The organism is Nocardioides pyridinolyticus (assembly GCF_054653575.1).
On record NZ_BAAIFY010000002.1, the window covers coordinates 133,630 to 155,601 of the forward strand.

The window sequence follows — 21,972 nt, forward strand, 5'->3', positions numbered from 1 at the left end:
CATGATCGGAGGTGGCAGGCGAAGAAGGTGACGCCATGGGCACGACCGATGTCCTCCGCGGGTCGATCCGGCACACGCACGAGCAGATGGGCGAGCGGCTCGAGGCCGCCCGGTTCAGGGAGACGCCGCCCGACCGGCCCCGCGACGGCTACGAGCGGATCGACGCCTTCCTCGCCACCACGAGCAAGCACCTCCATGCCGTCGACGCCGTCCTGCTGCGCCCCGCGCGCCGGCAGGTCGACGACGGCGGCGTGCTGGTGCACGGCTACCTGCGCTCGGCCAGGGGCCTCGAGGTCGCGCTCGCCCACGTGAAGGCGCACGAGTACGGCTCGGTCTACGAGACGTCGTTCGGCTGGCCGCAGGTGTGGTCGGACGTCGCCGGTGCGCTGGCCGACCACCAGCAGCACGAGGAGGAGCTGGCCGACCGGCTGACCGCGACCCTCGCCGACGCGGACCTCGTGCGCCTCGCCGAACGGCTCCGCGACGCCGAGCTGGCCGCCCCGAGCAGGCCGCACCCCTACACCCCCCACACGGGCCTGCTCGGGCTGGTCGCCCGCAAGGTGATGCACACGGCCGACCGCTTCTGGGACACCGTCGAGGGCCGGATGGTGCCCGAGCCGCCGCCGGAGAAGAAGAAGCCGCCGGGCCGGGTGGCGCAGTACTTCCTGGCCGACCCGCGCTTCGACGAGGAGCCGTCCCCGCCGCCGCCCTAGGCTCCCCGCATGACCCGAGTCGCCGTGTTCGCCGGTCGCGGCAAGACCGGCCGCGCCGTGAGCGCCCACCTCCCCGACAGCCGGGCGCTCGGCCGCGACGGCTGGGACCTCGACGGCTGCGACGCGGCGTACCTGATCGCCCCGAACCTGCACCCCGACGAGCCGGCGTACGTCGGCGCGGCGCTCGACGCGATGCGGGCCGCGGGCGTGGAGCGGGTCGTCTACCACTCGGTCGCCTCGCCGTACGTCCCGGCGATGCCCCACCACCTCGGCAAGGCCGTGTCCGAGGACCTCGTGCGGCGCTCCGGCCTGGTGTGGACGATCCTCCAGCCGGGTGCCTACCTCCAGAACCTCGACCTGTCCGGGCCGACCGTGGACGTGCCGTACGACGTGGACGCGGTGTTCGGCTTCCTCGACCTCGCCGACCTGGGCGTCGTGGCGGCCCGGGTGCTGCTCGAGGACGGGCACGCCGGCGCGACCTACGAGCTCGCCAGCCGGCAGGCCACGGTCCGGCAGCTGGCCGAGGAGGCCCGCGTCCGGGCCCGCCGGGTGGACGACCCCGGCACGCACCGGTGGCTCACGGCGATGTTCGCCTACTACGACCAGCACGGCCTGCCGGCCGGCACCCTCACCCTGCGGGCGCTGCGCGACGGGTCGAGGTGACCAGCGTCACCAGCGAGACCGCCTGCAGCGCGCCGATCACCGCGACCAGGGCGCCGAGGTGGTCGGCGTAGAGCCAGCCGGCGAGCACGCCGCCCGCGAGCGCGGCCACGCCCTGCGCGGCCGCGAAGACGCCGTACGCCGTCGCGAGCGCCGTCGGCGGCACCAGGTCGGCCACCAGCGCCTTGACCGTCGAGTCCTGGATGCCGGTCGCGACACCCCACAGCGCGACGCCGACGAGCACGAGGCCGAGGGTCTGGGCGAACACCAGGGCCGGCACGGCGGCGACCAGCAGCGGCAGCGGGTAGAGGACCTTCGCGCCGACCCGGTCGTAGGCGCCGCCGGTCGCGAGGGCCGCGACCGCCTCGACGGCCATCGCGCCGGCGTACACGACCGGGACGAGCGCGGGCGCGAGCAGGTCGGCCTCGACGAGCGCGAAGGACATCACGCCGAAGGTCATCAGGCCGAGCGTGCTCGCCGCGCAGGAGAACGCGAACAGGCGGAAGTCGCGCGGCAGCCGCACGTGCGTGTCGACGGTGGGCACCGGCGGCGTCGCCTCGATCGGCGCGTGCCGGCGCAGCTGCGCGAGCAGCGCCAGCGAGACCGCTCCGGGGACGGCCAGGACGAGGAAGCCCAGCCACAGCTGCCCGCTGAGCGCCGCGATGCCCGCGATGAGCAGCGGCCCGGCGAACGCACCCACCTGGTCGAGCGCCTTGTGCACGGCGAAGCCGCGACCGCGCCCCACGGGCTTGGCCATGCCGGCGAGCAGCGCGGACTTCGACGGCGAGCGGATCGCCTTGCCGGCCCGCTCGGCGAGGATCAGGACCGACGCGACGCCGAGCCCCGCCGCGCCGAGCATCGGCGCCAGCGCGAGGAGCGGCACGCAGACCGCGGTCAGCGCGTAGCCGAACGTCGTCAGGCCCCAGTGCCGGCCGGTGCGGTCGGCGAGCGGGCCGGTGGCCAGCCGCAGCACGAGCGCGATCGCCTCGCCCGCGCCGGTGACGATGCCGACGGTCAGCGCGGAGGCGCCCAGGGAGCCGAGGAACGGGCCCGCCACCGAGCGCATGCCCTCGTAGACCATGTCCGCCGTCAGCGAGACGAGCCCGAAGGCCACCACCGAGCGCCAGGGGGTCCAGGTCCTCACGTCGGACGATCCTCGCAGGGGCGGCCCCGGTCGCTGCGGTGCGGCCTCAGCTGCTCGGCGTCGGCAGCTGCGGGATCAGCCAGCCCAGGAACGCGTCCTGGCTGCGGGTCTGGAGGTAGATCCGACCGGGACCGGTGAGGTCGCAGACCAGGCCCTCGCCGGAGAAGAACGTCTTCGCCCCGCCCCAGTTCGTGTCGACCTGGATGGTGCCCGAGCACGCGACGAACGATCCGGACTGCACGAAGAGCGTCTGGTTCAGCGGCCAGGCCACCATGTCGCCGGGGAGCGCGGGCGCGACGAGCATCTCGGCGCCGTCGTGCTGCGCGGTGAAGGTGTTCATGAAGAACGACTCGCCGCCGAGCACGGATCGCTTGAGGCCCTTGAGCAGGCCGCCCTGCGTCGACGTCTCGAGGGTGATCCCGGGCGACATGGCCAGCATCGCGCCGGACTCGGCGCGGACGGTCTCACCCTGCGCGAGCGTGAGCTTCGCGGTGGCGTAGGCGGGGCTGTAGAGCACTTCGGTCTGCATCGGACTTCTTCGTGTGCGGTCCCGAGCCAGATGGGTCACGTGGCCCGAAGCGTAGTGCGAGACTCAGCTCGTGAGCCTCTCCGACACCGACCTGCGGCATCTGCGTCAGTGCGTCGACCTGGCCCGCGAGGCGCTCGACGACGGCGACGAGCCGTTCGGGTCCGTGCTCGTGTCCGGCACCGGTGCGGTGCTGTACGGCGACCGCAACCGGGTCAAGGACGGCGACGGCACCCGGCACCCCGAGCTCGAGATCGCGCGGTGGGCGGGGGAGCACGTGCCGCGGGACGAGCGGGCGGCCTGCACCGTCTACACCTCGGGCGAGCACTGCGCGATGTGCTCGGCCGCGCACGCGTGGGTCGGGCTCGGCCGGATCGTGTACGCCGTCTCGACCGAGCAGCTCGTCGGCTGGCTGACCGCCTGGGGCGTGGCTCCGGACCCGGTGCGCGCGCTCGCGGTGAACGAGGTGGCGCCCGGCGTACCCGTGGACGGGCCGGCGCCGTCCCTGGAGGCCGAGGTCCGCGCCCTGCACGCCCGGCTGCACGGGGTGGCGGAGTGAGCCGCACCCTGATCACCGGCGGCACCCGCGGGATCGGCGCCGCCACCGCGCTCCGGCTCGCGGAGGACGGCCACGAGCTCGTGCTCGGCTACGCCCGCGACGACCGGGCCGCCGAGCAGACGCGCTTGGCGGTCGAGGACGCCGGCGGCCGCTGCGCGCTGGTCCGGGCGGACCTCACCGACCCCGACGGGGTCGACCGGCTGTTCGCGGAGGCCGGCGCGCTCACCGGCGTGGTCAACAACGCCGGCGCGACGCTCCACATCGGCCGGCTCGCCGAGACGCCGCCCGAGGTCATCGCCGCCACCGTCGACCTCAACCTCACCAGCGCCCTGCTCGTCGCCCGCGCGGCGGTGCGCGCGCTCGGCACGTCGTACGGCGGCAGCGGCGGCGTCCTCGTCAACGTCAGCTCCGGCGCCGCGACCCTGGGCGCCCCGCACGAGTACGTCCAGTACGCCGCCGCGAAGGCCGGCGTCGACGCGATGACCGTCGGCCTGGCCCAGGAGGCGGCCGGCGAGGGCATCCGCGTGGTCGGCGTCGCGCCCGGCACCGTGCGCACCACCATCCACGCCGACGCCGGCGAGCCCGGCCGGGTGGACCGCGTCGGCCCGCTGGTCCCGCTCGGCCGGATCGGGGAGCCGCACGAGGTCGCCGAGGCGATCGCGTGGCTGCTGAGCGACGCGGCGTCGTACGTCACCGGCACGACGCTGCGCGTGGCGGGTGGTCGCTAGGGCTCGATCAGGCCCGCGCGGATCGCGTAGCGGGTCAGCTGGGTGCGGTCGCGCATGCCGAGTTTGGCCAGGATGTTCTCGCGGTGCCGCTCGACGGTGCGGACGCTGATCGTCAGCGCCTCCGCGATCTCCTTCGACGACGACCCCTCGGCGATCAGCTTGATCACCTCGTCCTCGCGCTCGGTGAGGACGGTCTCGGGCACCCGCTCGCCGCGGCGCATCCGGTCGAGGTGGTCGCGCACGAGCGCGCTCATCGCGCCGGGGTAGACGAACGCCTCGCCGCGCAGGGCCGCCCGGCAGGCCGCGACCAGGTCCTCGTCCGCGACCGACTTGAGGACGTAGCCGCAGGCGCCGACCTTGAGCGACTCGAAGAAGTACTGCTCGTTGTCGTGCATCGACAGCATCAGCATCTTCGGGCTCCGCCCCGAGGAGGTACGCCGCCCGATCTCGCGCGCCGCCTGGAGCCCGGTCATACGCGGCATCGCGATGTCGAGCACGACGAGGTCGACCTCGGTCTCGCGCGCCAGCGCCACCGCCTCGGCCCCGTCGCCGGCCTCGGCGACGACGGTCAGGTCGGGCTCGCGGTCGAGGATCAGCCGGACGCCGCGGCGGACCAGCGCGTGGTCGTCGACGAGCAGGATCCGGGCGGGGGTCGGTGTCGTCGTCATGGCGCCACCGGGACCGAGAGCCGGACGGCGGTCGCGCCGTGGGTGCTGGTGATCACCAGGTCGGCGCCGACCATCCGGGCGCGCTCGCGCATGCCGCTCAGGCCGGCGCCCTCGGTGGCGGGGTCGAAGCCGCGCCCGTTGTCGGCGACCTCGAGCACCACCCGGTCGCCGACCCGGCTCAGCGACAGCACGACGGCCGTCGCACCGGAGTGCCGGGCCGCGTTGGTCAGCGCCTCCTGGGCGACCCGGTAGCAGACCAGCTCCGCCTCGAGGGTCAGCGCGGGCAGGCCGGGGGCCACGTGGCGCTGCACGGTGGCGGGGCTGCGGACGGCGAAGTCGTTCGTCAACGAGGCCAGCGCGCTGGTGAGGCCGAGGTCGTCGAGCACGCCGGGCCGCAGCTGCCGGGCGACGCGCCGGACGTCGTCGAGTCCCTCGCGCACGCTCTCGCGCAGCAGCGCGACCTCCTCGGCGAGCTCCGGCGTGGTGTCCTGCTCGAGCCGCTTGAGCCCGAGCAGCACGACGGTCAGCTGCTGGCCCACCTCGTCGTGGAGCTCCTGGGCGATCCGGTGCCGCTCGGCCTCCTGCGCGGCGAGCGCCTTGGCGTTGCTGGCGGCGCGCTCGTCCTCGAGCCGCGCGAACATCGCGTCGTACTCCGCCACGACCTGCTCGACCGGCTTGAAGCTCGCGCGCAGGAGCAGCGCGTTCGCGAGCAGCATCACCGCGAGGCCGGCGCCGAGCACCGCGACCTCGGAGACGACCGGGTGGCGGGAGACGCTGACCGGGGCGAGCACGAGCAGCAGCGTCGCGGCGAGCAGGACCGCGCCGTTGATCAGCACAACCCGCCGGTACAACCGCACGCGACCAGCCTCGCACGGGCGCGGGCGCCCGGAGATGGGTGCTGCTCCCCATTCAGCTGCGGCCCCCCGGCACCAAGACTCGAGGCATGACCGCCGCGACACCGCTCGTCCGATGGGTCCCCCGCGGCCACTGGGTGGCCGTCGTACGCCGGGGAGTGGTGCGCCGCGTGCGCACGTCCGGCCCGATCTGGCGGCTGCCGTTCGTCGAGCGCTTCGTCGAGGACGTCGTGGGCCCGTCGGAGGCGCCGGTGCTCGCGCGGTCGGTGACCCGGGACGGCGTTCCCGTGCTCGTGCTGGCGGAGGCCACGGTCTCCTTTCCCCGGCCGGCCTTGGGCACGCGGTACGCCGATCCCTGGCCGGCGGCGGAGCAGGCTGCGGAGGAGACGATCGCCAGGACCGTGGCGGACTGGTCGGCGGCCGAGATCACCCGTGCGGCCGCAGTCGCCGCGCAGCCGCTCCGTCGCGAGGTCCGCGCCGCGGTGGACCCGCACGGCGTCCAGGTCGTCGACCTGACGCTGGTCGAGGTCGGCGTCTCGCTCGATGGACCCCGCTGACCTCAACGCGGTCCTGCTGGTCGTCGCCGGGCTGCTGCTGGTCGCGGTCGCGGCCGTCCGCGTGTCGACGGGAGCCGGGCTGCCGAGCCTGCTGCTCTACCTCGCGATCGGCCTGGCGATCGGCGAGTCGGGCCTCGGCATCGGCTTCGAGGACGCCGAGCTCGCGCAGGTGCTGGGCTCGGTCGCGCTCGCGTTCATCCTCATGGAGGGCGGGTTCACCACGGACTGGCGCACGGTCCGCCCGGTCGCGCCGCTGGCCGCCGTCCTCGCGACCGTCGGCGTCGCCATCTCCGTCGTCGTCACCTCGTCGCTGGTCTACCTGCTGCTCGACGTCGACCTGCGCACCGCGATCCTGCTCGGCGCGGTCGCGTCCTCGACCGACGCCGCCGCCGTCTTCGCGGTGCTCCGCCGGATGCCCATTCGGGCCCGCCTGCGGGCCACCGTCGAGGCCGAGTCGGGCTTCAACGACCCGCCGGTCATCATCCTCGTCACCGTCGTCGCGTCGAGCGCCTGGACCGACGCGGACGGCGTCGGGATCCTCGGTCAGGTCCTCTACCAGCTGGTGCTGGGCATCGCCGTCGGCTTCCTCGTCGCCCGGGCCGGGCGCTGGCTGCTCGCCCGCAGCGCCCTGCCGGCGTCCGGGCTCTACCCGATCGCCACGCTCGCGATCGCGTTCCTCGCCTTCGCGACCGCCGGCGTGGCCGGCGGCAGCGCGCTGATGGCCATCTACGTCGCCGGCCTGACCCTCGGCAACTCGCCCCTGCCGCACCGGGCCACCACGGCGAGCTTCGCCGAGGGCCTCGCCTGGCTGGCGCAGATCGGGCTGTTCGTGATGCTCGGCCTGCTCGCCAGCCCGAGCCGGCTGATCGACGCACTGCCGTACGCGCTCGTCGTCGGTGGCGCGCTCACGCTCATCGCTCGTCCGCTCTCGGTGGTCGCGTGCGCCATGCCGTTCCGGGTGCCCTGGCGCGAGCAGGCGTTCATCTCCTGGGCGGGCCTGCGCGGAGCGGTGCCCATCGTCCTGGCCACGATCCCGATGGCCGCGGGCCTGCCGGGCGCCACCCGGATCTTCGACGTCGTCTTCCTGCTCGTCGTGGTCTTCACGCTCGTCCAGGGTCCGACGCTCCCGTGGGTGGCGAGCCGCCTGGGTGCGGCCGTCGAGCACCGGCCGCGCGCGGTGGCGATCGAGTCGGCGCCGCTGGAGGACGTCGACGCGGTGCTGCTCCAGTTCTCGGTCGCTCCGGAGTCGCGGCTGGCCGGGGTCGAGGTGGCCGAGCTACGGCTGCCGCCGCGCGCCGCGGTGTCGCTGGTGCTGCGCGCCGGCGAGATCTTCACCCCCGGCCCCTCCAGCGTCCTGCGGCCCGGCGACCACGTGCTGGTCGCCGCCGCCCACGAGGACCAGGACGAGGTCGAGCGACGGCTCCAGGCCGTCAGCGAGGCCGGCCGCCTGGCCGGCTGGTACCACCGCATCCAGAACGGAGCAGTATGACCTTCACCGTCCTCGCCGCGGTGGTGATCTTCGGCGTCACGTACGCCCTGATCGCCACGGAGAAGGTGCATCGCGTGACCGCCGCGCTCGGCGGCGTCGCCGCGATGACGCTCATCGGGCTCGTCGACGCCGAGACGGCGTTCTTCGACCACGAGACCGGCGTCGACTGGAACGTCATCTTCCTGCTGTTCGGGATGATGGTGATCGTCAGCGTCCTCAAGCAGACCGGGCTGTTCGAGTTCCTCGCCCTGTGGGCGGCCAAGGCGTCCCGTGGCCGGCCGGGTCGGCTGATGATGCTGCTGATCCTCATCACCGCGGGGCTCTCGCCGGTGCTGGACAACGTGACGACCGTGCTGCTGGTCGCACCCGTGGCGCTCTCGGTCACCGCGCGGCTGGGGCTCTCGCCCGTGCCGTACCTGATCGCGCTCGTCTTCGCCTCCAACATCGGCGGCATGGGCACGCTGATCGGGGACCCGCCCAACATCATCATCGCCAGCCGCGGCGGGCTGACCTTCAACGACTTCCTCATCCACTCGATGCCGATCACCGTGGTCCTCGTCGGTGTCCTGGTCGTGCTCTGCCTGCTGCTGTTCCGGCGTGACCTCGACGTCGAGGTCACCAACGACATCTCCGACCTCCGCCCCGTGGACGCGATCCGGGACCGGGCGATGCTGACCCGCTGCCTGGTGGTGCTCGCCGTGGTGATGGTCGCCTTCGGCCTCCACACCGTCCTGCACGTCGACCCGTCGATCGTCGCCATGCTCGGTGCCGGGGCGATCGTCCTGGCCGCGCGCGCGACGCCGGAGCAGTCCCTCGAGGAGGTCGAGTGGGTGACGCTCGCCTTCTTCATGGCGCTGTTCGTGCTCGTCGGCAGCCTGGTCGAGGTGGGCGTGATCGGTGACCTGGGCGAGCTCGCCGCGGACGCGCTCGGCGAGCGCGAGCTGCTGGCCTCGACCGTGCTGCTCTTCGGCTCTGCGGTCGCCGGCGCCTTCGTCGACAACATCCCCTACACCGCGGCCATGGTGCCGATCGTGGGGGACATGGTCGCCGCCTCGCCGAACCCGGGCTCCGGGAGCCCGCTGTGGTGGGCCTTCGTCTTCGGCGCCGACCTCGGCGGCAACACGACCGCGGTCGCGGCCGGCGCCAACGTCGTGGTGCTCGGCATCGCGGCCAAGGCCGGCCACCCCATCAGCTTCTGGCGGTTCACCAAGTACGGCATCGTCGTCACCTTCGCCACCCTCGTCGTCTCGTGGGTCTACGTCTGGCTCCGGTACTTCGTGCTCGCCTGAGCCGCCTTCTCTTGGCAACTCCTGCCATGGGCCGAGGCTGGAGGGGGTCACTAGGTTCGTCGCATGAGGGTCCTGCTCGCGCTCGGTGGCAACGCCATGACGAACGCTGACGGCCGGGCCCGACCCGAGGATCAGATCGCCGCTGCCGGGGTCGCGATGGCCGCGGTCGCGGACCTGCTCGAGCACGACGTCGAGGTGGTCGTCACCCACGGCAACGGCCCCCAGGTCGGCAACCTGCTGGTCAAGAACGAGCTCGCCGCCGCGGTCGTCCCACCGGTCCCGCTGGACTGGTGCGACGCCCAGACGCAGGCGACGCTGGGCAACGTGTTGATGAACGCGCTCGACGCCGCGCTGGCCGCGCGAGGAGTCGACCGCCGTACCGCCACCGTCGTGACGCGAGCGCTCGTCGACCCGGACGACGCCGGCTTCACCCGCCCGACCAAGCCGATCGGGCGCTTCCTGCCCGCCGACGAGGCCGCGGTGCTGATCGAGCACGGCGAGACGTGGGAGGACCGGGGCGAGAAGGGCTGGCGGCGCGTGGTCGCCTCGCCCGAGCCGCTGGAGATCCTCGACGCACCCGCCGTGCGGGCGCTGGTCGAGGCCGGCTTCGTCGTCGTCGCGAACGGCGGCGGCGGCATCCCGACCGTGCGCGAGTCCGACGGCTCGCTCCGCGGCGTCGAGGCCGTCATCGACAAGGACCTCGGCGCGGCCCTGCTCGCGCGGACCGTGCACGCCGACGTCCTGGTGATCGGCACCGACGTGCCGAACGCGATCCTGCGCTACGGCCAGCCGGACGCGGAGGCCGTCGGCACGGTGACCGTCGACCAGATGCGCGAGTACGCCGCCGAGGGACACTTCGCGAGCGGCTCCATGGGACCCAAGGTCGACGCCGCCTGCCGGTTCGTCGAGCAGGGCGGCACGCGCGCCGTCATCACCGACCTCGATCATCTCGCCGACGCCGTCACCGGCGGCGCCGGCACCGTCGTCGTACCCAACCAGCAAAGGAACGCCTGATGCCCAGCGCCATCGAAGTACGCAAGGTCCCGATCCACTCGGTCGCCGACGCCAGCGAGCTCGCCAAGCTGATCGACGACGGGGTGATGGAGGCCTCGCGCGTCATCGCGATCATCGGCAAGACCGAGGGCAACGGCGGCGTGAACGACTACACGCGGATCATCGCCGACCGGGCGTTCCGCGAGGTGCTGGTCGAGAAGGGCGCCGACCCCGGGGCGGTCAAGCAGGTCCCGATCGTGTGGTCCGGCGGCACCGACGGCGTGATCAGCCCGCACGCGACGATCTTCGCGACCGTCGACGCCGAGCCGACCGAGGAGTCGCGGCTGACCGTGGGCTTCGCGATGAGCGAGCAGCTGCTGCCCGAGGACATCGGCCGCACCCCGATGGTGGAGAAGGTCGCGGACGCGGTGAGGGTCGCGATGGAGCGCGCCGGCATCACGGACCCGGCCGACGTGCACTACGTGCAGACCAAGACCCCGCTGCTGACCGTGCACACGATCCGCGACGCGAAGTCGCGCGGCAAGACCGTGTGGACCGAGCACACCCACGAGTCGATGGACCTCTCCAACGGCTGCACCGCGCTCGGCATCGCCGTCGCCCTCGGCGAGATCGAGATGCCGACCGACGCCGACGTCATGCACGACCGCTCGCTCTACTCCTCGGTGGCCTCCTGCTCCTCGGGCGTCGAGCTCGACCAGGCGCAGGTCGTCGTGGTCGGCAACGCCACCGGCGTCGGTGGCCGCTACCGGATCGGCCACTCGGTGATGAAGGACGCCCTCGACGCGGACGGCATCTGGGACGCGATCCGCTCCGCGGGCCTGGACCTCCCCGAGCGCCCGCACCCCTCGGACCTCGACGGCCGCCTGGTCAACGTGTTCCTCAAGTGCGAGGTCTCCCAGGACGGCGTCGTCCGTGGCCGCCGCAACGCGATGCTCGACGACTCCGACGTCCACTGGCACCGCCAGATCAAGTCCGCCGTCGGTGGCGTCACCGCCGCCGTCACCGGTGACCCCGCCGTGTTCGTCTCGGTCTCCGCCGCCCACCAGGGCCCCGACGGTGGTGGCCCGGTCGCGGCGATCGTCGACCTGGGCTGAGTCCGGTGGCGATACTCGGCTAACCGGGTATCGCCTCGGTTCCCGGCCTTTGCAACGGGCGAGAACCGTGGAGAGAGGCCTGGAACCCCGATGCCCGAGCGCACCCAGCTGAGCCGACGCCGGGGCTGGCGCAAGCCGCCCGGCACGGTCGTCGTCGCCCGTCCGAGCCGGTGGGGCAACCCCCACCGGCCGGCGGTGCCGACGGTCGAGGGCCACCGGGCCGCGGTGGCGGCGTATCGGGAGGACCCGGTGGCCGGGCGCCTGCCGGTCACCGTGGAGGACGTACGGCGCGCTCGCCGGTCGCGACCTGGCCTGCTGGTGCCGGCGCGACCTGCCGTGCCACGCCGACGTGCTGCTCGAGGTGGCCGACCAGCCGCTCCGCTGAGCATGAGGACACCGCGACGGCCCGGCGGTGGAACCGGGCGAGACTAGGCCCAGGACGCCCGAGACGGCGACGCCCGTCCCGGCCACCACCGGCAGCGTGTCCCGGCCGTCGCCGGCGCAGATGCTCACCAGCCGCACGGGTCCCGGCGCCGCGACCAGCAGGGCGCGCACGGACGAGCGGACGACGGCGCGACAGCGACGACGCCGGGTCGTCGTCGTGCGCGTGCCACTCCGGCCAGTCGCGGCTCACGAGTCGAGCCACTCCCGGATCGACTCGTTGTGCTGCCCGAGCGTCGGGGGAGCGACGTGGGTGGAGCGGCCGCCGGAGAAGGGCTGGTCGTCGAAGCGGATCGGCGACCCCGGGAGCTGGAGCGACCCCTTGGTGGCGTGGTCGACGTCGATGAGCAGCCCCTGCGACAGCGCCTGGTCCCAGGCGTAGACGTCGTCCATCGAGCGCACCTTGCCCGACGGCACCCCCGCGTCGGAGAGCAGGGACAGCCAGTGCTCGGCGGGCTCACCGGCGAAGAGCGACTCCATCCGCGCGGTCAGCGCGGGCCGGTTCGCGACCCGCAGCGCGTTCGTGGCGAAGTCCGGCTCGGCCGGGTCCCAGCCGAAGGCCGCGCACAGCGCGCGCCAGAGGTTCTCCGAGCCGCAGGCGATCTGGATCGGCGCGGACGCCGTCGTGAACATGCCGTACGGCGAGATCGACGGGTGGTGGTCGCCGGCCAGGCCGGGCACCTCGCCCGCGACGGTCCAGCGGGTGCCCTGGTAGGCGTGGACGCCGACCATGCCCGCCAGCAGCGACGTGCGGACCACCCGGCCGCGCCCGGTCGTCGACCGCTCGTGCAGGGCCGCGAGCACGCCGTACGCGCCGTACATCCCGGCGACGAGGTCGGCGATCGGCACGCCGACCTTGGTCGGCTGCTCGGTGCCGGTGATCGACATCAGGCCGCCCTCGCCCTGGGCGATCTGGTCGTAGCCCGACCGCTTCGCCTCGGGGCCGTCGTGGCCGAAGCCGGTGATCGAGAGGACCACCAGGCCGGGGTTGAGCTCGTGCAGCCGCTCGACCGGGAAGCCGAGCCGGTCGAGCACGCCGATGCGGAAGTTCTCCATCAGCACGTCGGCCCGCTCCACCAGCCGGGCCAGCACGTCCTTGTCCGCATCGGACTTGAGGTCGAGGACGATCGACTCCTTGTTGCGGTTGGCCGACATGAAGTACGTCGACTCGCGGTCGTCGCCCTCGCCGAGGAACGGCGGCCCCCACCCGCGACTGTCGTCGCCGGCCGGCGACTCGACCTTGATCACCCGCGCCCCGAGGTCGCCGAGCATCATCGCGGCGTGCGGGCCGGCGAGCGCCCGGGTCAGGTCGAGCACCAGCAGGTCGGAGAGCGGTCCGTGAGCCATACCGGCACGGTACTGACCCCCGGCGGGGGCGACCTAGGGCGATACTTGCCGACAGCGGCCGCCTAGGACTGCCACATCCACTCCATCTCGCTGACGGCGCGGTCGCGCGTCTCCTGGCCGGCCAGCAGCTGCACCACGTGGAACGCGAGGTCGACGCCGGCCGAGACGCCGCCCGAGGTCAGGATGTTCTCGCTGCTGCGGACGAACCGCTGGCCGCGCACGACCTTCGTGGTCGGCGACGCGGCCGCCAGCTCGTCGTACGCGCCGTGGTGCGTCGTGGCGGGCTTCCGCTCGAGCAGGCCGGCGGCCGCGAGCACCAGCGCTCCGGTGCAGACCGACATCAGCACCTCCACCTCGGCCGCGCGGTCGCGCAGCCACGCGAGCAGCGCCTCCTCCTTCATCAGCGCTCGCGACCCGGCTCCGCCCGGGACCACGACGAGATCGGGGATCGGCGCGTCCGCGAGCGCGTACGTCGGCAGCACGGTGAAGCCGCCGCGACCGACGACCGGCGCTCCCGTCAGGCCCACCGAGAACACCGAGAACGGCTGCCCGTCGCCGAGCTCGCCGGCCACGTTGAACACCTCGTAGGGCCCGGCGTAGTCGAGCACCTCCATGTCGTCGAAGGCGAGGATGGCCACAGTCCGCTGAGTCACCGGGCCATTGTCGTGCGCTGTCGGTGCGGGATGGTCGAATGGCCACATGACGGCCACCGCGACCTCCTCCTCGTCGCGCTACCGCCTCGTGCGGCCGGACGTCGCGACCACCGTCCCCGAGCTCGATGAGCACCAGCGACGCGTCGTCGACCACCCGGGCGGCCCGCTGCTCGTGCTCGCCGGTCCCGGCACCGGCAAGACCACGACGCTGGTCGAGGCGATCGTCGACCGGATCGAGCAGCGCGGGGCCAGACCCGACGAGATCCTGGCGCTGACCTTCTCCCGCAAGGCCGCCGAGCAGCTCCGCGACCGGGTCACCGCCCGCCTCGGCAGCACGATGTCGACCACGCTGAGCTCGACGTTCCACTCCTTCGCCTACGGCCTCATCCGCGCCTACTCCCCGGCCGAGCTCTACGAGGCGCCGCTGCGCCTGCTCTCCGCGCCCGAGCAGGACGTCGTCCTGCGCGAGCTGCTCACCGACCACCCGGAGTCGGTGGTCTGGCCGGACTCGCTGGCCCGCGCGCTCGGCACCCGCGGCTTCGCCCGCGAGGTCCACGCCGTCCTCTCCCGCGCGCGGGAGAAGGGGCTCGACGGCGTCGCGCTGACCGCCCTCGGCGAGGCCGAGGACCTGCCCGAGTACGTCGCCGCCGGCCGCTTCCTCGACCAGTACCTCACCAACCTCGACTCCCAGGGCGCCACCGACTACGCCGACCTGATCCGCCGCGCGACGATCGAGGCCGAGGCCCACCGCGACGAGCTGCGGGCGCGGATCAGGGCGGTGTTCGTCGACGAGTACCAGGACACCGACCCCGGCCAGGTCGCCCTGCTCCGCGCGCTCGCGGGCGACGGTCGCGACCTGGTGGTCGTCGGCGACCCGCACCAGTCGATCTACGGGTTCCGGGGCGCCGAGGTCCGCGGGATCCTCGAGTTCCCATCCGAGTTCCCGCGCGCCGACGGCGCGCCCGCCGACGTGGTCGCGCTGCGCACCACGCGGCGGTTCGGGTCCCGGCTGCTGGTCGCCTCGCAGCGGGTGGCCGGCCGGCTCGCGCTGCCCGGCAGCATCCCCGAGGAGGCGCGGTCGGCGTTCCTCGCGCCCGAGGCCGAGCCGAACGACCTGGGTGAGGGCCGGGTGCTGGTCCGCACCTTCGACACCGAGCGCGCGGAGGCCGAGCACCTCGCCGACCTGCTGCGCCGCGCCCACCTCGAGGACGGCGTCCCGTGGGACCAGATGGCGGTCCTGGTCCGCTCCGGCCGGACCTCGATCCCCCCGCTGCGGCGCGCGCTCGGGGCGGCCGGCGTCCCGGTCGAGGTCGCCAGCGACGAGATCCCGCTGGTGCGCGACCCCGCCGTGCTGCCGCTGCTCGACGCCCTCCGCGCGGTCGTCAACCTCGACAACGACGACGTCGAGCACGTCGACCACATCGACCCGGCCCGCGCGGAGGCGCTGCTGCTCGGCCCGCTCGGCGGCCTCGACGCCGGCGACGTCCGGCGCCTCGCCCGCCGCCTGCGCACCCGCGAGAAGGAGCAGAGCAAGGCCGAGGCCCGCACGCCGCGCACCTCCCGCGACCTGGTCCGCCGGGTGATCGTCGAGCCCGGCTTCCTCGACGGGCTCGACGGGCCCGAGGTGGTCCGGGCCCGGGCGCTCACCCAGCTGCTGCTCGACACCCGCGAGGAGATGCGCGGCGGCGCCTCCGCGGAGGAGCTGCTCTGGATGCTGTGGTCCCGCAGCGGCTGGCCGGCCCGGCTGCGCCGCGCGGTCGACCTCGGCGGGGGAGCCGCCCGCCGGGCCCACCGCGACCTCGACTCGGTCTGCGCGCTCTTCGACGTGGCCGCCCGCGCCGAGGAGCAGCGCGACCACGTCGGCGTCCGGGCCTTCCTCGCGACGCTGGTGCAGCAGCAGATCCCCGCCGACACGCTCGCCGAGCGGGGGGCCCGCGGCGCCGCCGTACGCCTCCTGACCGCCCACCGCTCCAAGGGACTGGAGTGGCGGCTGGTCGTCGTCGCCCACGTCCAGCAGGACGGCTGGCCCGACCTGCGCCGGCGCTCGACGCTGCTGCAGGCCGACCGGATCGGCGAGCACGGCGTCGTGCCGCCGGTGACGCCGCGCGAGCTGCTGATGGAGGAGCGGCGACTGTTCTACGTCGCCTGCACCCGCGCCCGCCAGCGGCTCGTCGTGACCGCCGTTGCCTCGCCCGACGACGAGGGCGAGCAGCCGTCCCGCTTCCTCGACGAGCTCGGCGTGAGCATCGAGCGCGTCGTCGGCCGGCCCCCGCGCCCGCTGTCGCTGGCCGGGCTGGTCGCCGAGCTCCGGCGCACCGTCGCCGACCCCACGACCTCCGAGCCCCTCCGCCTGGCCGCGGCCCGGCGCCTGGCCCGGCTGGCGCCGGAGGTCCGGATCGCCGACCCGTCGAGCTGGTGGGGCACCCGCGCCGCCACCCGGTCGGTCGAGCCGATCCGCGACCCGGACCAGCCCGTGCCGGTGTCGGCGAGCGTGCTCGACGCGGTCGCGGTCTGCCCGACCCAGTGGTTCCTCGAGCGCGAGGCCGGCGGCATCGCCCGCGCCCACCAGTCGGCCAACCTCGGCGAGCTCCTCCACGCGCTCGCCCAGCGGGTGGCCGCCGGCGAGCTCGAGCCCGCGGTCGACGTCCTGATGGAGCACGTCGACGCGGTGTGGGACCGGCTCGACTTCCGCACGCCCTGGTCCCGGGCGCGGGAGCACGACCGCGTGCGTGCGGCGATCGGCCGGTTCCTCCAGTGGCACCTCGCCAACCCGCGCGAGCTGCTCGCGACCGAGGCGCCGTTCACCACCGTCGTCGCACTGGAGGACGGGGAGCAGGTGAAGATCAGCGGTTACGCCGACCGGATCGAGCTCGACGCCGAGGGCCGCGTCGTCGTGGTCGACCTCAAGTCCGGCCGCACCAAGCCCAGCAACAAGGCGGTCGAGCGCCACGTCCAGCTCGGCCTCTACCAGTTCGCCGTCGACCACGGCGCCGTCGCCGACCTCGCGCCCGGTGCCGCCGCCGGGGGCGCCGAGCTGGTCCAGCTCGGGCTCAGCGACGGGGGCGAGACGGCCGTCGTCCAGGCCCAGGACGCCCAGCCCGAGGACGGCCCCGCCCGCGACGACCTGCGGCTGCGGCTCGGCCACGCCGCGTCGCTGCTGCGCGCGGAGACGTTCCCGGCCGTCGCCGGCCAGCACTGCCGCGACTGCTCCTTCGTGGCGATCTGCCCCATCAAGAGCGCCGGGTCGGTGACCGCGCAGTGATCCAGCAGATCCGGACGCCCGAGGAGCTCGCGGCGGTCATGCGCACGCCGTACGCCCCGAGCGCCCAGCAGTGGGCGGCGATCGCGGCGCCGCTCGCGCCCGCGGTCGTCATCGCCGGCGCCGGCTCCGGCAAGACCACGCTGATGGCGGCGCGCGTCGTCTACCTCGTCGTCACCGGTCAGGTGCGCCCTGATGAGGTGCTGGGGCTGACGTTCACGACCAAGGCGGCCAGCGAGCTGCGCCAGCGGATCCTCCAGGCACTCGCCGCCGCCGGCGCCCTCGAGGAGCCCGACGACGGCGAGGACGTCCTCGAGCCGACGGTCGCCACCTACAACGCGTACGCCGCCGGCCTGCTGACCGACCACGGCCTGCGGATCGGCCACGAGCCCGACACGCGGGTGATCACCGACGCCGCGCGCTACCAGCTCGGCGCGCGGGCGGTCGACCGCTACACCGGCGAGGTCCAGTTCCTCTCCGACCACCCCGAGACCGTGATCCAGAACCTCCTCGCGCTCGACAGCGCGATGAGCGAGCACCTCGTGGGGCCGGACGCGGTGCGGAGGATCGACGCCGAGGCGTGCGCGGGGTTCGAGCGCGCGCTGGCCGAGGAGGTCGCCGGCAAGAACCGCGTCACCTACCGCGAGGCGGTCGAGAAGGCGATCTCCGCGATCGCCCGCCGGGGCGAGCTGCTGGGCCTGGTCGAGTCCTACCGGCGGCTCAAGCGCGAGCTCGGGCTCATGGACTTCTCCGACCAGATCGAGCTCGGCGCCCGGCTGGCCAGCGAGCAGGCGGGAGTGGGCGAGCTGGAGCGGTCCCGGTTCAAGGTCGTGCTGCTCGACGAGTACCAGGACACCTCGGTGGCCCAGGCCGTGATGCTCTCCCGGCTCTTCGGCGGCGGCCACCCGGTCACCGCGGTCGGCGACCCCAACCAGGCGATCTACGGCTGGCGCGGCGCCTCGGTCTCCAACATCCTCAACTTCGCGGAGACGTTCCCGGCCGCGGACGGGCGCCCCGTCCCGACGTACCCGCTCACGGTCAACCGCCGCTCCGACGCCCGCATCCTCGAGGTCGCGAACCGGCTCGCCGCGCCGCTCTACGAGAAGTACGGCCAGGTCGAGCCCCTCGTGGCCAAGCCCGAGGCCGAGACCGGCACCGTCACCGCGCGGGTCTTCGAGACCCACGCCGACGAGCTCGCCTGGCTGGTCGACGCGGTCCAGGACGCCCACGAGGACTCCTGGGCCGCCATCGGCGTGCTCACCCGCGACAACGCCCACGCCGAGGACGTCTTCGACGCGCTCACCGGCGCCGGCATCCCCGTCGAGATCGTCGGCCTCTCCGGACTGCTCCGGCTCCCGGAGGTCGCCGAGATCGTCGCCACCCTCACGCTGCTCCACGACGTCACCGCCAACGCCGCCCTGCTCACGCTGCTCACCGGCCCGCGCTGGGCGATCGGCCCGCGCGACCTGCGGCTGCTCAGCCGACGCGCCTTCGAGATCGCCGGCCGCCAGGGCCGCGGCGCCGACGCCGCCACGATCACCGACCAGCTGCTCGAGATCGCCGACGGCATCGACCCCGCCGAGATCCCGTCCCTCGACGACGCGCTCGCCGACCCCGGCGAGCACCCCTACTCGCCCGAGGCGCTGGAGCGCTTCGGCCTGCTCTCCGCCGAGCTCCGCATGCTGCGCACCTACGTCGGCGAGCCCCTGCTCGACATCGTCCGCCGGATCATCGACACCAGTGGCACCGACGTCGAGCTCGCGTCGGCGGTGAGCCCGGCCGCCTCGGCCCGGCGCGACAACCTCGACCTGTTCGTCAAGGCGGTCGCGGAGTTCCAGGCCGTCGACGGCGACGTCACGCTGCCCGCGCTGCTGGCCTACCTCACCGCCGAGGACGACCAGGGCAACGGCCTCGACGTCGCCACCCCGACCGAGGCCGACTCGGTCAAGCTGCTCACCGTCCACCGGTCCAAGGGCCTGGAGTGGGACTCGGTGTTCCTCGTCGGGGTCTGCGAGACCCGCTTCCCGTCCAACCGGTCCCGCACGCTGTGGACGTCCTCGCCGGCGATCCTGCCCGCACCCCTGCGCGGCGACGCCGCCGACCTGCCGCAGCTCGCCGGCCACGACAAGGCCGCGCTCGACGCCTACCGCGCCGCCACCCGCGACCACGACGCCGAGGAGGAGCTGCGGCTCGGGTACGTCGCCTTCACCCGCGCCGCCCGCCGGCTGCACGTCACGTCCTACCTGTGGAGCCCCCGCGCGACGCCGTTCGGTCCGTCGGCCTACCAGCAGGTCGTCCGCGACCAGCTCGACGACTGGGAGGAGCCCGCCGAGTGGCGGGAGCGGCCGGTGAAGGGCGACCCGAACCCCTACGACGCCGTCGACCCGTCCCGGCCGTGGCCGGCGACCGCCACCGGGCGCGAGGCCGCCCTGCGGATCGAGGCGGCCCGGCTGGTCCGCGAGGTCGACCCGGCCACGCCGGACTCCGGCCTCGACATGATCGAGACCGCCACGGTGGCGGAGTGGGACGCCGAGCTCGACCGGCTGCTCGCCGAGGCCCGCCGCGACCGCAGCACCGACCTCGCCGTACCCCTGCCGTCGAGCCTGTCCGCCACCGCGCTGGGCCGCCTCCGCGACGACCCCGAGACGTTCGCGCGCGAGCTGGCCCGCCCGATGCCGCGACCGCCGTCGTCGGCGGCCCGCTTCGGCACCCGCTTCCACGCCTGGGTGGAGGCGCGGTTCGGTCAGCAGGACCTCTTCGACTACGACGACCTGCCCGGCCGCGCCGACGCGGGCATCGACGACGACTCCGACCTCGAGGAGCTGATCGCGACGTTCGAGGCCGGGCCGTTCGCGACCCGGACCCCGCACCAGGTCGAGGCGCCGTTCGCGCTGGTGCTCGCGGGCCAGGTGGTGCGCGGCCGCATCGACGCCGTCTACGTCGACGGCGAGGACCACCTCGTCGTCGACTGGAAGACCAACCGCGCGGCGAACGCCGACCCGCTCCAGCTCGCGCTCTACCGCCTGGCCTGGGCCGAACTGCACGACGTGCCGCTGGACCGGGTGCGCGCGGCGTTCTACTACGTGCGCACCGGTGAGGTCGTCGAGCCCGCGGACCTGCCCGGCCGTCAGGCGCTCGAGGCCATCTTCTCGCTCTGACCGCTCTGAGCCAGCCACTGCGCGACACCGCGGGCGGCCAGCCGGCCGGCCCGGTTCGCACCGATGGTGCTGGCCGACGGTCCGTAGCCGACCAGCTGCACGCGCCGGTCCGCGACCGCGGCGGTGCCGTCGAGCTGGATGCCGCCGTGCGGCGAGCGCAGGTGCAGGGGCGCGAGGTGCGCCACGGCCGGCCGGAAGCCGGTCGCCCAGAGGATCACGTCGGCCGGCCACGGCGTCCCGTCGGCCAGCCGTACGCCGTCGGGCTCGATGCGGGTGAACATCGGCCGCCGCTCGTAGGCCCCGAGCCGCGCGGCCTCCTGCTCCTGCTCGCGCAGGGCCAGACCGGTCACGCTGACCACGCTGGCCGGGGGGAGGCCGCGGCGTACCCGCTCCTCGACCAGCGCCACCGCGGCCCGCCCGACCTCGGGCGTGAACTCGTCGGTGCGCCACACCGGCGCCCGCCGGGTCACCCAGAGCGTGTCCGCGGCCACCGGTGCGACCTCGCCGAGCAGCTGGACCGCCGAGGCGCCCCCGCCGACCACGACCACCCGCCTGCCGCGGAAGTGCTCCGGGCCGGGATAGCCGGCGGTGTGCAGCTGCTCGCCCGCGAACGACGCCATCCCGGGGTAGGAGGGCAGGTACGGCTGCGACCAGGTCCCGGTCGCGTTCACGAGCGTCCGCGTGGTCCAGGCCCGGTCGCCGGCCCGCACGACGAGCAGGCCGCCGTCGGACTCCACCCGGTCCACGCGCACCGGCCGCACGACCGGCAGGTCGTGCTCGCGCTCGTAGTCGCCGAAGTACGCCGGCACCACGACGTTCGCGCGGCCCGCCTGGTCCGCGGGGGACGCTGGCGCGGGAGAGTCGGGGAGAGAGGCGATCCCGTGCACGTCGTGCATCGAGAGGGAGTCCCAGCGGTGCTGCCACGCACCGCCGGGCGCGGCGTCCGCGTCGAGCACGACGTGCGCGATCCCGCGGCGCTTGAGGTGGTACGACGCCGACAGGCCGGCCTGGCCGGCCCCGATGACGACGGCGTCGTAGATCTCCACGCCACTTGCAACGCCGGATGCGGGCGAGTTAGTCCTGCGTTCTAGTCCTGCGCCGTGCCCGCCGCGAGGGCGATCTCCACCATCGCGCCGAAGGTCTGCTCCCGCTCCTGCGCGGAGGTCTCCTCGCCGGTGACCAGGTGGTCGGAGACGGTGCAGATGGCGAGCGCGCGCCGGTCGTGCTTGGCGGCGAGCGTGTAGAGCGCGCTGGTCTCCATCTCGACCGCGAGGACGCCGTAGTCGACCATCCGCGCGCCGAGCTCGGGCCGGGCGGGGTAGAACGAGTCGCTGCTGTGCACCAGGCCGACGTGGACGTCGGCGCCCAGGTCGCCGGCGGCGAGGTAGGCGCGGTGCAGCAGCCCGAAGTCGGCGACGGGCGCGTAGTCGAGCCCCTCGAAGGCGATCCGGTTCATCGAGGAGTCCGTGCACGCGCCGGAGGCGATCACGATGTCGCGGATGGCGACCTTCGGCGACATCCCCCCGCAGGAGCCGACGCGGATGACCGACTGCACGTCGTACTCGCGGAACAGCTCGTTGACGTAGATCGCCATCGAGGGCTGGCCCATGCCGGAGCCCTGCACGGAGACGGAGCGGCCGTTCCACGTGCCGGTGTAGCCGTACATCCCGCGGACCTCGGAGTAGAGGCGCGCATCGGTGAGGAAGGTCTCCGCGATCCACTTCGCGCGCAGCGGGTCCCCAGGCAGGAGGACGAGCGGGGCGATGTCCCCGGGGCGGGCGCCGATGTGCGTGCTCATGGCGCCCACCCTAGAGAGCAC

General features: G+C 74.1%; 20 protein-coding genes and 1 pseudogene. 13 read left to right on the forward strand and 8 right to left on the reverse strand.

Features of this window, described 5'->3' with window-relative positions; translation table 11 throughout:
* The first annotated feature begins 35 nt into the window (after nucleotides 1–35).
* Nucleotides 36–713: a hypothetical protein gene (locus ACYQ0U_RS02695; RefSeq protein ID WP_459969122.1), complete on the forward strand. Its 678-nt coding sequence runs from the start codon at nucleotides 36–38 to the stop codon at nucleotides 711–713.
* Nucleotides 714–722: 9 nt separating this feature from the next.
* Nucleotides 723–1,376: an NAD(P)H-binding protein gene (locus ACYQ0U_RS02700; RefSeq protein ID WP_459969124.1), complete on the forward strand. Its 654-nt coding sequence runs from the start codon at nucleotides 723–725 to the stop codon at nucleotides 1,374–1,376.
* Here the strand turns inward: ACYQ0U_RS02700 and ACYQ0U_RS02705 are convergent.
* Both ACYQ0U_RS02705 and ACYQ0U_RS02710 read right to left on the reverse strand, forming a co-directional pair.
* Nucleotides 1,342–2,517, reverse strand: a complete 1,176-nt coding sequence (locus ACYQ0U_RS02705; RefSeq protein ID WP_459969125.1) for an MFS transporter — start codon at nucleotides 2,515–2,517, stop codon at nucleotides 1,342–1,344. The two genes, ACYQ0U_RS02700 and ACYQ0U_RS02705, sit on opposite strands and share 35 nt — an antisense overlap.
* Before the next feature lie 46 nt (nucleotides 2,518–2,563).
* Nucleotides 2,564–3,046: a TIGR00266 family protein gene (locus ACYQ0U_RS02710; protein WP_459969127.1), complete on the reverse strand. Its 483-nt coding sequence runs from the start codon at nucleotides 3,044–3,046 to the stop codon at nucleotides 2,564–2,566.
* A 70-nt stretch (nucleotides 3,047–3,116) separates the two neighbouring features.
* Between ACYQ0U_RS02710 and ACYQ0U_RS02715 the strand changes: the two genes are divergently transcribed.
* Both ACYQ0U_RS02715 and ACYQ0U_RS02720 read left to right on the forward strand, forming a co-directional pair.
* Nucleotides 3,117–3,602, forward strand: a complete 486-nt coding sequence (locus ACYQ0U_RS02715; protein WP_459969129.1) for a nucleoside deaminase — start codon at nucleotides 3,117–3,119, stop codon at nucleotides 3,600–3,602.
* Nucleotides 3,599–4,330 (forward strand): SDR family oxidoreductase, encoded by a 732-nt coding sequence (locus ACYQ0U_RS02720; protein ID WP_459969131.1) that lies wholly within the window; start codon nucleotides 3,599–3,601, stop codon nucleotides 4,328–4,330. The genes ACYQ0U_RS02715 and ACYQ0U_RS02720 overlap by 4 nt, the downstream gene beginning before the upstream one ends.
* On the opposite strand, the gene ACYQ0U_RS02725 is transcribed toward ACYQ0U_RS02720, so the two are convergent.
* Together ACYQ0U_RS02725 and ACYQ0U_RS02730 are read right to left on the reverse strand one after the other, a co-directional pair.
* A complete protein-coding gene (locus ACYQ0U_RS02725) occupies nucleotides 4,327–4,998 on the reverse strand; it encodes a response regulator (protein ID WP_459969133.1) in 672 nt (223 codons plus the stop codon). The two genes, ACYQ0U_RS02720 and ACYQ0U_RS02725, sit on opposite strands and share 4 nt — an antisense overlap.
* Nucleotides 4,995–5,855, reverse strand: coding sequence for a sensor histidine kinase (locus tag ACYQ0U_RS02730; protein WP_459969135.1), 861 nt, complete (start codon nucleotides 5,853–5,855; stop codon nucleotides 4,995–4,997). Before ACYQ0U_RS02730 ends, ACYQ0U_RS02725 begins: the two co-directional genes overlap by 4 nt.
* Nucleotides 5,856–5,941: 86 nt before the next feature.
* Here ACYQ0U_RS02730 and ACYQ0U_RS02735 point away from each other — a divergent pair, with 86 nt between their 5' ends.
* The 7 genes and pseudogenes from ACYQ0U_RS02735 (at nucleotide 5,942) to ACYQ0U_RS02765 (ending at nucleotide 11,680) form a co-directional block, all read left to right on the forward strand.
* Nucleotides 5,942–6,409: an SPFH domain-containing protein gene (locus ACYQ0U_RS02735; RefSeq protein ID WP_459969137.1), complete on the forward strand. Its 468-nt coding sequence runs from the start codon at nucleotides 5,942–5,944 to the stop codon at nucleotides 6,407–6,409.
* Complete coding sequence (locus ACYQ0U_RS02740) at nucleotides 6,396–7,898, forward strand: potassium/proton antiporter (protein ID WP_459969139.1); 1,503 nt, start codon at nucleotides 6,396–6,398, stop codon at nucleotides 7,896–7,898. The genes ACYQ0U_RS02735 and ACYQ0U_RS02740 overlap by 14 nt, the downstream gene beginning before the upstream one ends.
* The gene (locus ACYQ0U_RS02745; protein WP_459969141.1) at nucleotides 7,895–9,187 is read left to right on the forward strand and encodes an ArsB/NhaD family transporter; all 1,293 of its coding nucleotides are present in this window, start codon (nucleotides 7,895–7,897) and stop codon (nucleotides 9,185–9,187) included. The genes ACYQ0U_RS02740 and ACYQ0U_RS02745 overlap by 4 nt, the downstream gene beginning before the upstream one ends.
* A 63-nt stretch (nucleotides 9,188–9,250) precedes the next feature.
* Nucleotides 9,251–10,201, forward strand: coding sequence for a carbamate kinase (locus tag ACYQ0U_RS02750; RefSeq protein ID WP_459969143.1), 951 nt, complete (start codon nucleotides 9,251–9,253; stop codon nucleotides 10,199–10,201).
* Nucleotides 10,201–11,295: a barbiturase gene (bar, locus tag ACYQ0U_RS02755; RefSeq protein ID WP_459969145.1), complete on the forward strand. Its 1,095-nt coding sequence runs from the start codon at nucleotides 10,201–10,203 to the stop codon at nucleotides 11,293–11,295. The genes ACYQ0U_RS02750 and bar overlap by 1 nt, the downstream gene beginning before the upstream one ends.
* A gap of 90 nt (nucleotides 11,296–11,385) precedes the next feature.
* Nucleotides 11,386–11,526, forward strand: a pseudogene (locus ACYQ0U_RS02760) (DUF4326 domain-containing protein); the annotation flags it as partial.
* Nucleotides 11,527–11,530: 4 nt separating this feature from the next.
* Nucleotides 11,531–11,680, forward strand: coding sequence for a DUF4326 domain-containing protein (locus ACYQ0U_RS02765; protein WP_459969475.1), 150 nt, complete (start codon nucleotides 11,531–11,533; stop codon nucleotides 11,678–11,680).
* A 245-nt stretch (nucleotides 11,681–11,925) separates the two neighbouring features.
* Here ACYQ0U_RS02765 and ACYQ0U_RS02770 read toward each other — a convergent pair whose 3' ends face one another.
* Together ACYQ0U_RS02770 and ACYQ0U_RS02775 are read right to left on the reverse strand one after the other, a co-directional pair.
* A complete protein-coding gene (locus ACYQ0U_RS02770) occupies nucleotides 11,926–13,083 on the reverse strand; it encodes a CaiB/BaiF CoA transferase family protein (RefSeq protein ID WP_459969147.1) in 1,158 nt (385 codons plus the stop codon).
* 62 nt (nucleotides 13,084–13,145) lie between these two features.
* On the reverse strand, nucleotides 13,146–13,736 hold the full coding sequence (locus ACYQ0U_RS02775; RefSeq protein WP_459969149.1) for a DJ-1/PfpI family protein: 591 nt from the start codon (nucleotides 13,734–13,736) through the stop codon (nucleotides 13,146–13,148).
* 46 nt (nucleotides 13,737–13,782) lie between these two features.
* Here ACYQ0U_RS02775 and ACYQ0U_RS02780 point away from each other — a divergent pair, with 46 nt between their 5' ends.
* Nucleotides 13,783–16,998: an ATP-dependent helicase gene (locus ACYQ0U_RS02780; RefSeq protein WP_459969151.1), complete on the forward strand. Its 3,216-nt coding sequence runs from the start codon at nucleotides 13,783–13,785 to the stop codon at nucleotides 16,996–16,998.
* Nucleotides 16,995–20,153, forward strand: coding sequence for an ATP-dependent helicase (locus ACYQ0U_RS02785; RefSeq protein ID WP_459969153.1), 3,159 nt, complete (start codon nucleotides 16,995–16,997; stop codon nucleotides 20,151–20,153). The genes ACYQ0U_RS02780 and ACYQ0U_RS02785 overlap by 4 nt, the downstream gene beginning before the upstream one ends.
* Here ACYQ0U_RS02785 and ACYQ0U_RS02790 read toward each other — a convergent pair.
* The gene (locus tag ACYQ0U_RS02790; RefSeq protein WP_459969155.1) at nucleotides 20,123–21,199 is read right to left on the reverse strand and encodes an NAD(P)-binding domain-containing protein; all 1,077 of its coding nucleotides are present in this window, start codon (nucleotides 21,197–21,199) and stop codon (nucleotides 20,123–20,125) included. The genes ACYQ0U_RS02785 and ACYQ0U_RS02790 overlap by 31 nt on opposite strands.
* A 41-nt stretch (nucleotides 21,200–21,240) precedes the next feature.
* Complete coding sequence (gene deoD, locus ACYQ0U_RS02795) at nucleotides 21,241–21,951, reverse strand: purine-nucleoside phosphorylase (RefSeq protein ID WP_459969157.1); 711 nt, start codon at nucleotides 21,949–21,951, stop codon at nucleotides 21,241–21,243.
* Nucleotides 21,952–21,972 lie beyond the last annotated feature (21 nt).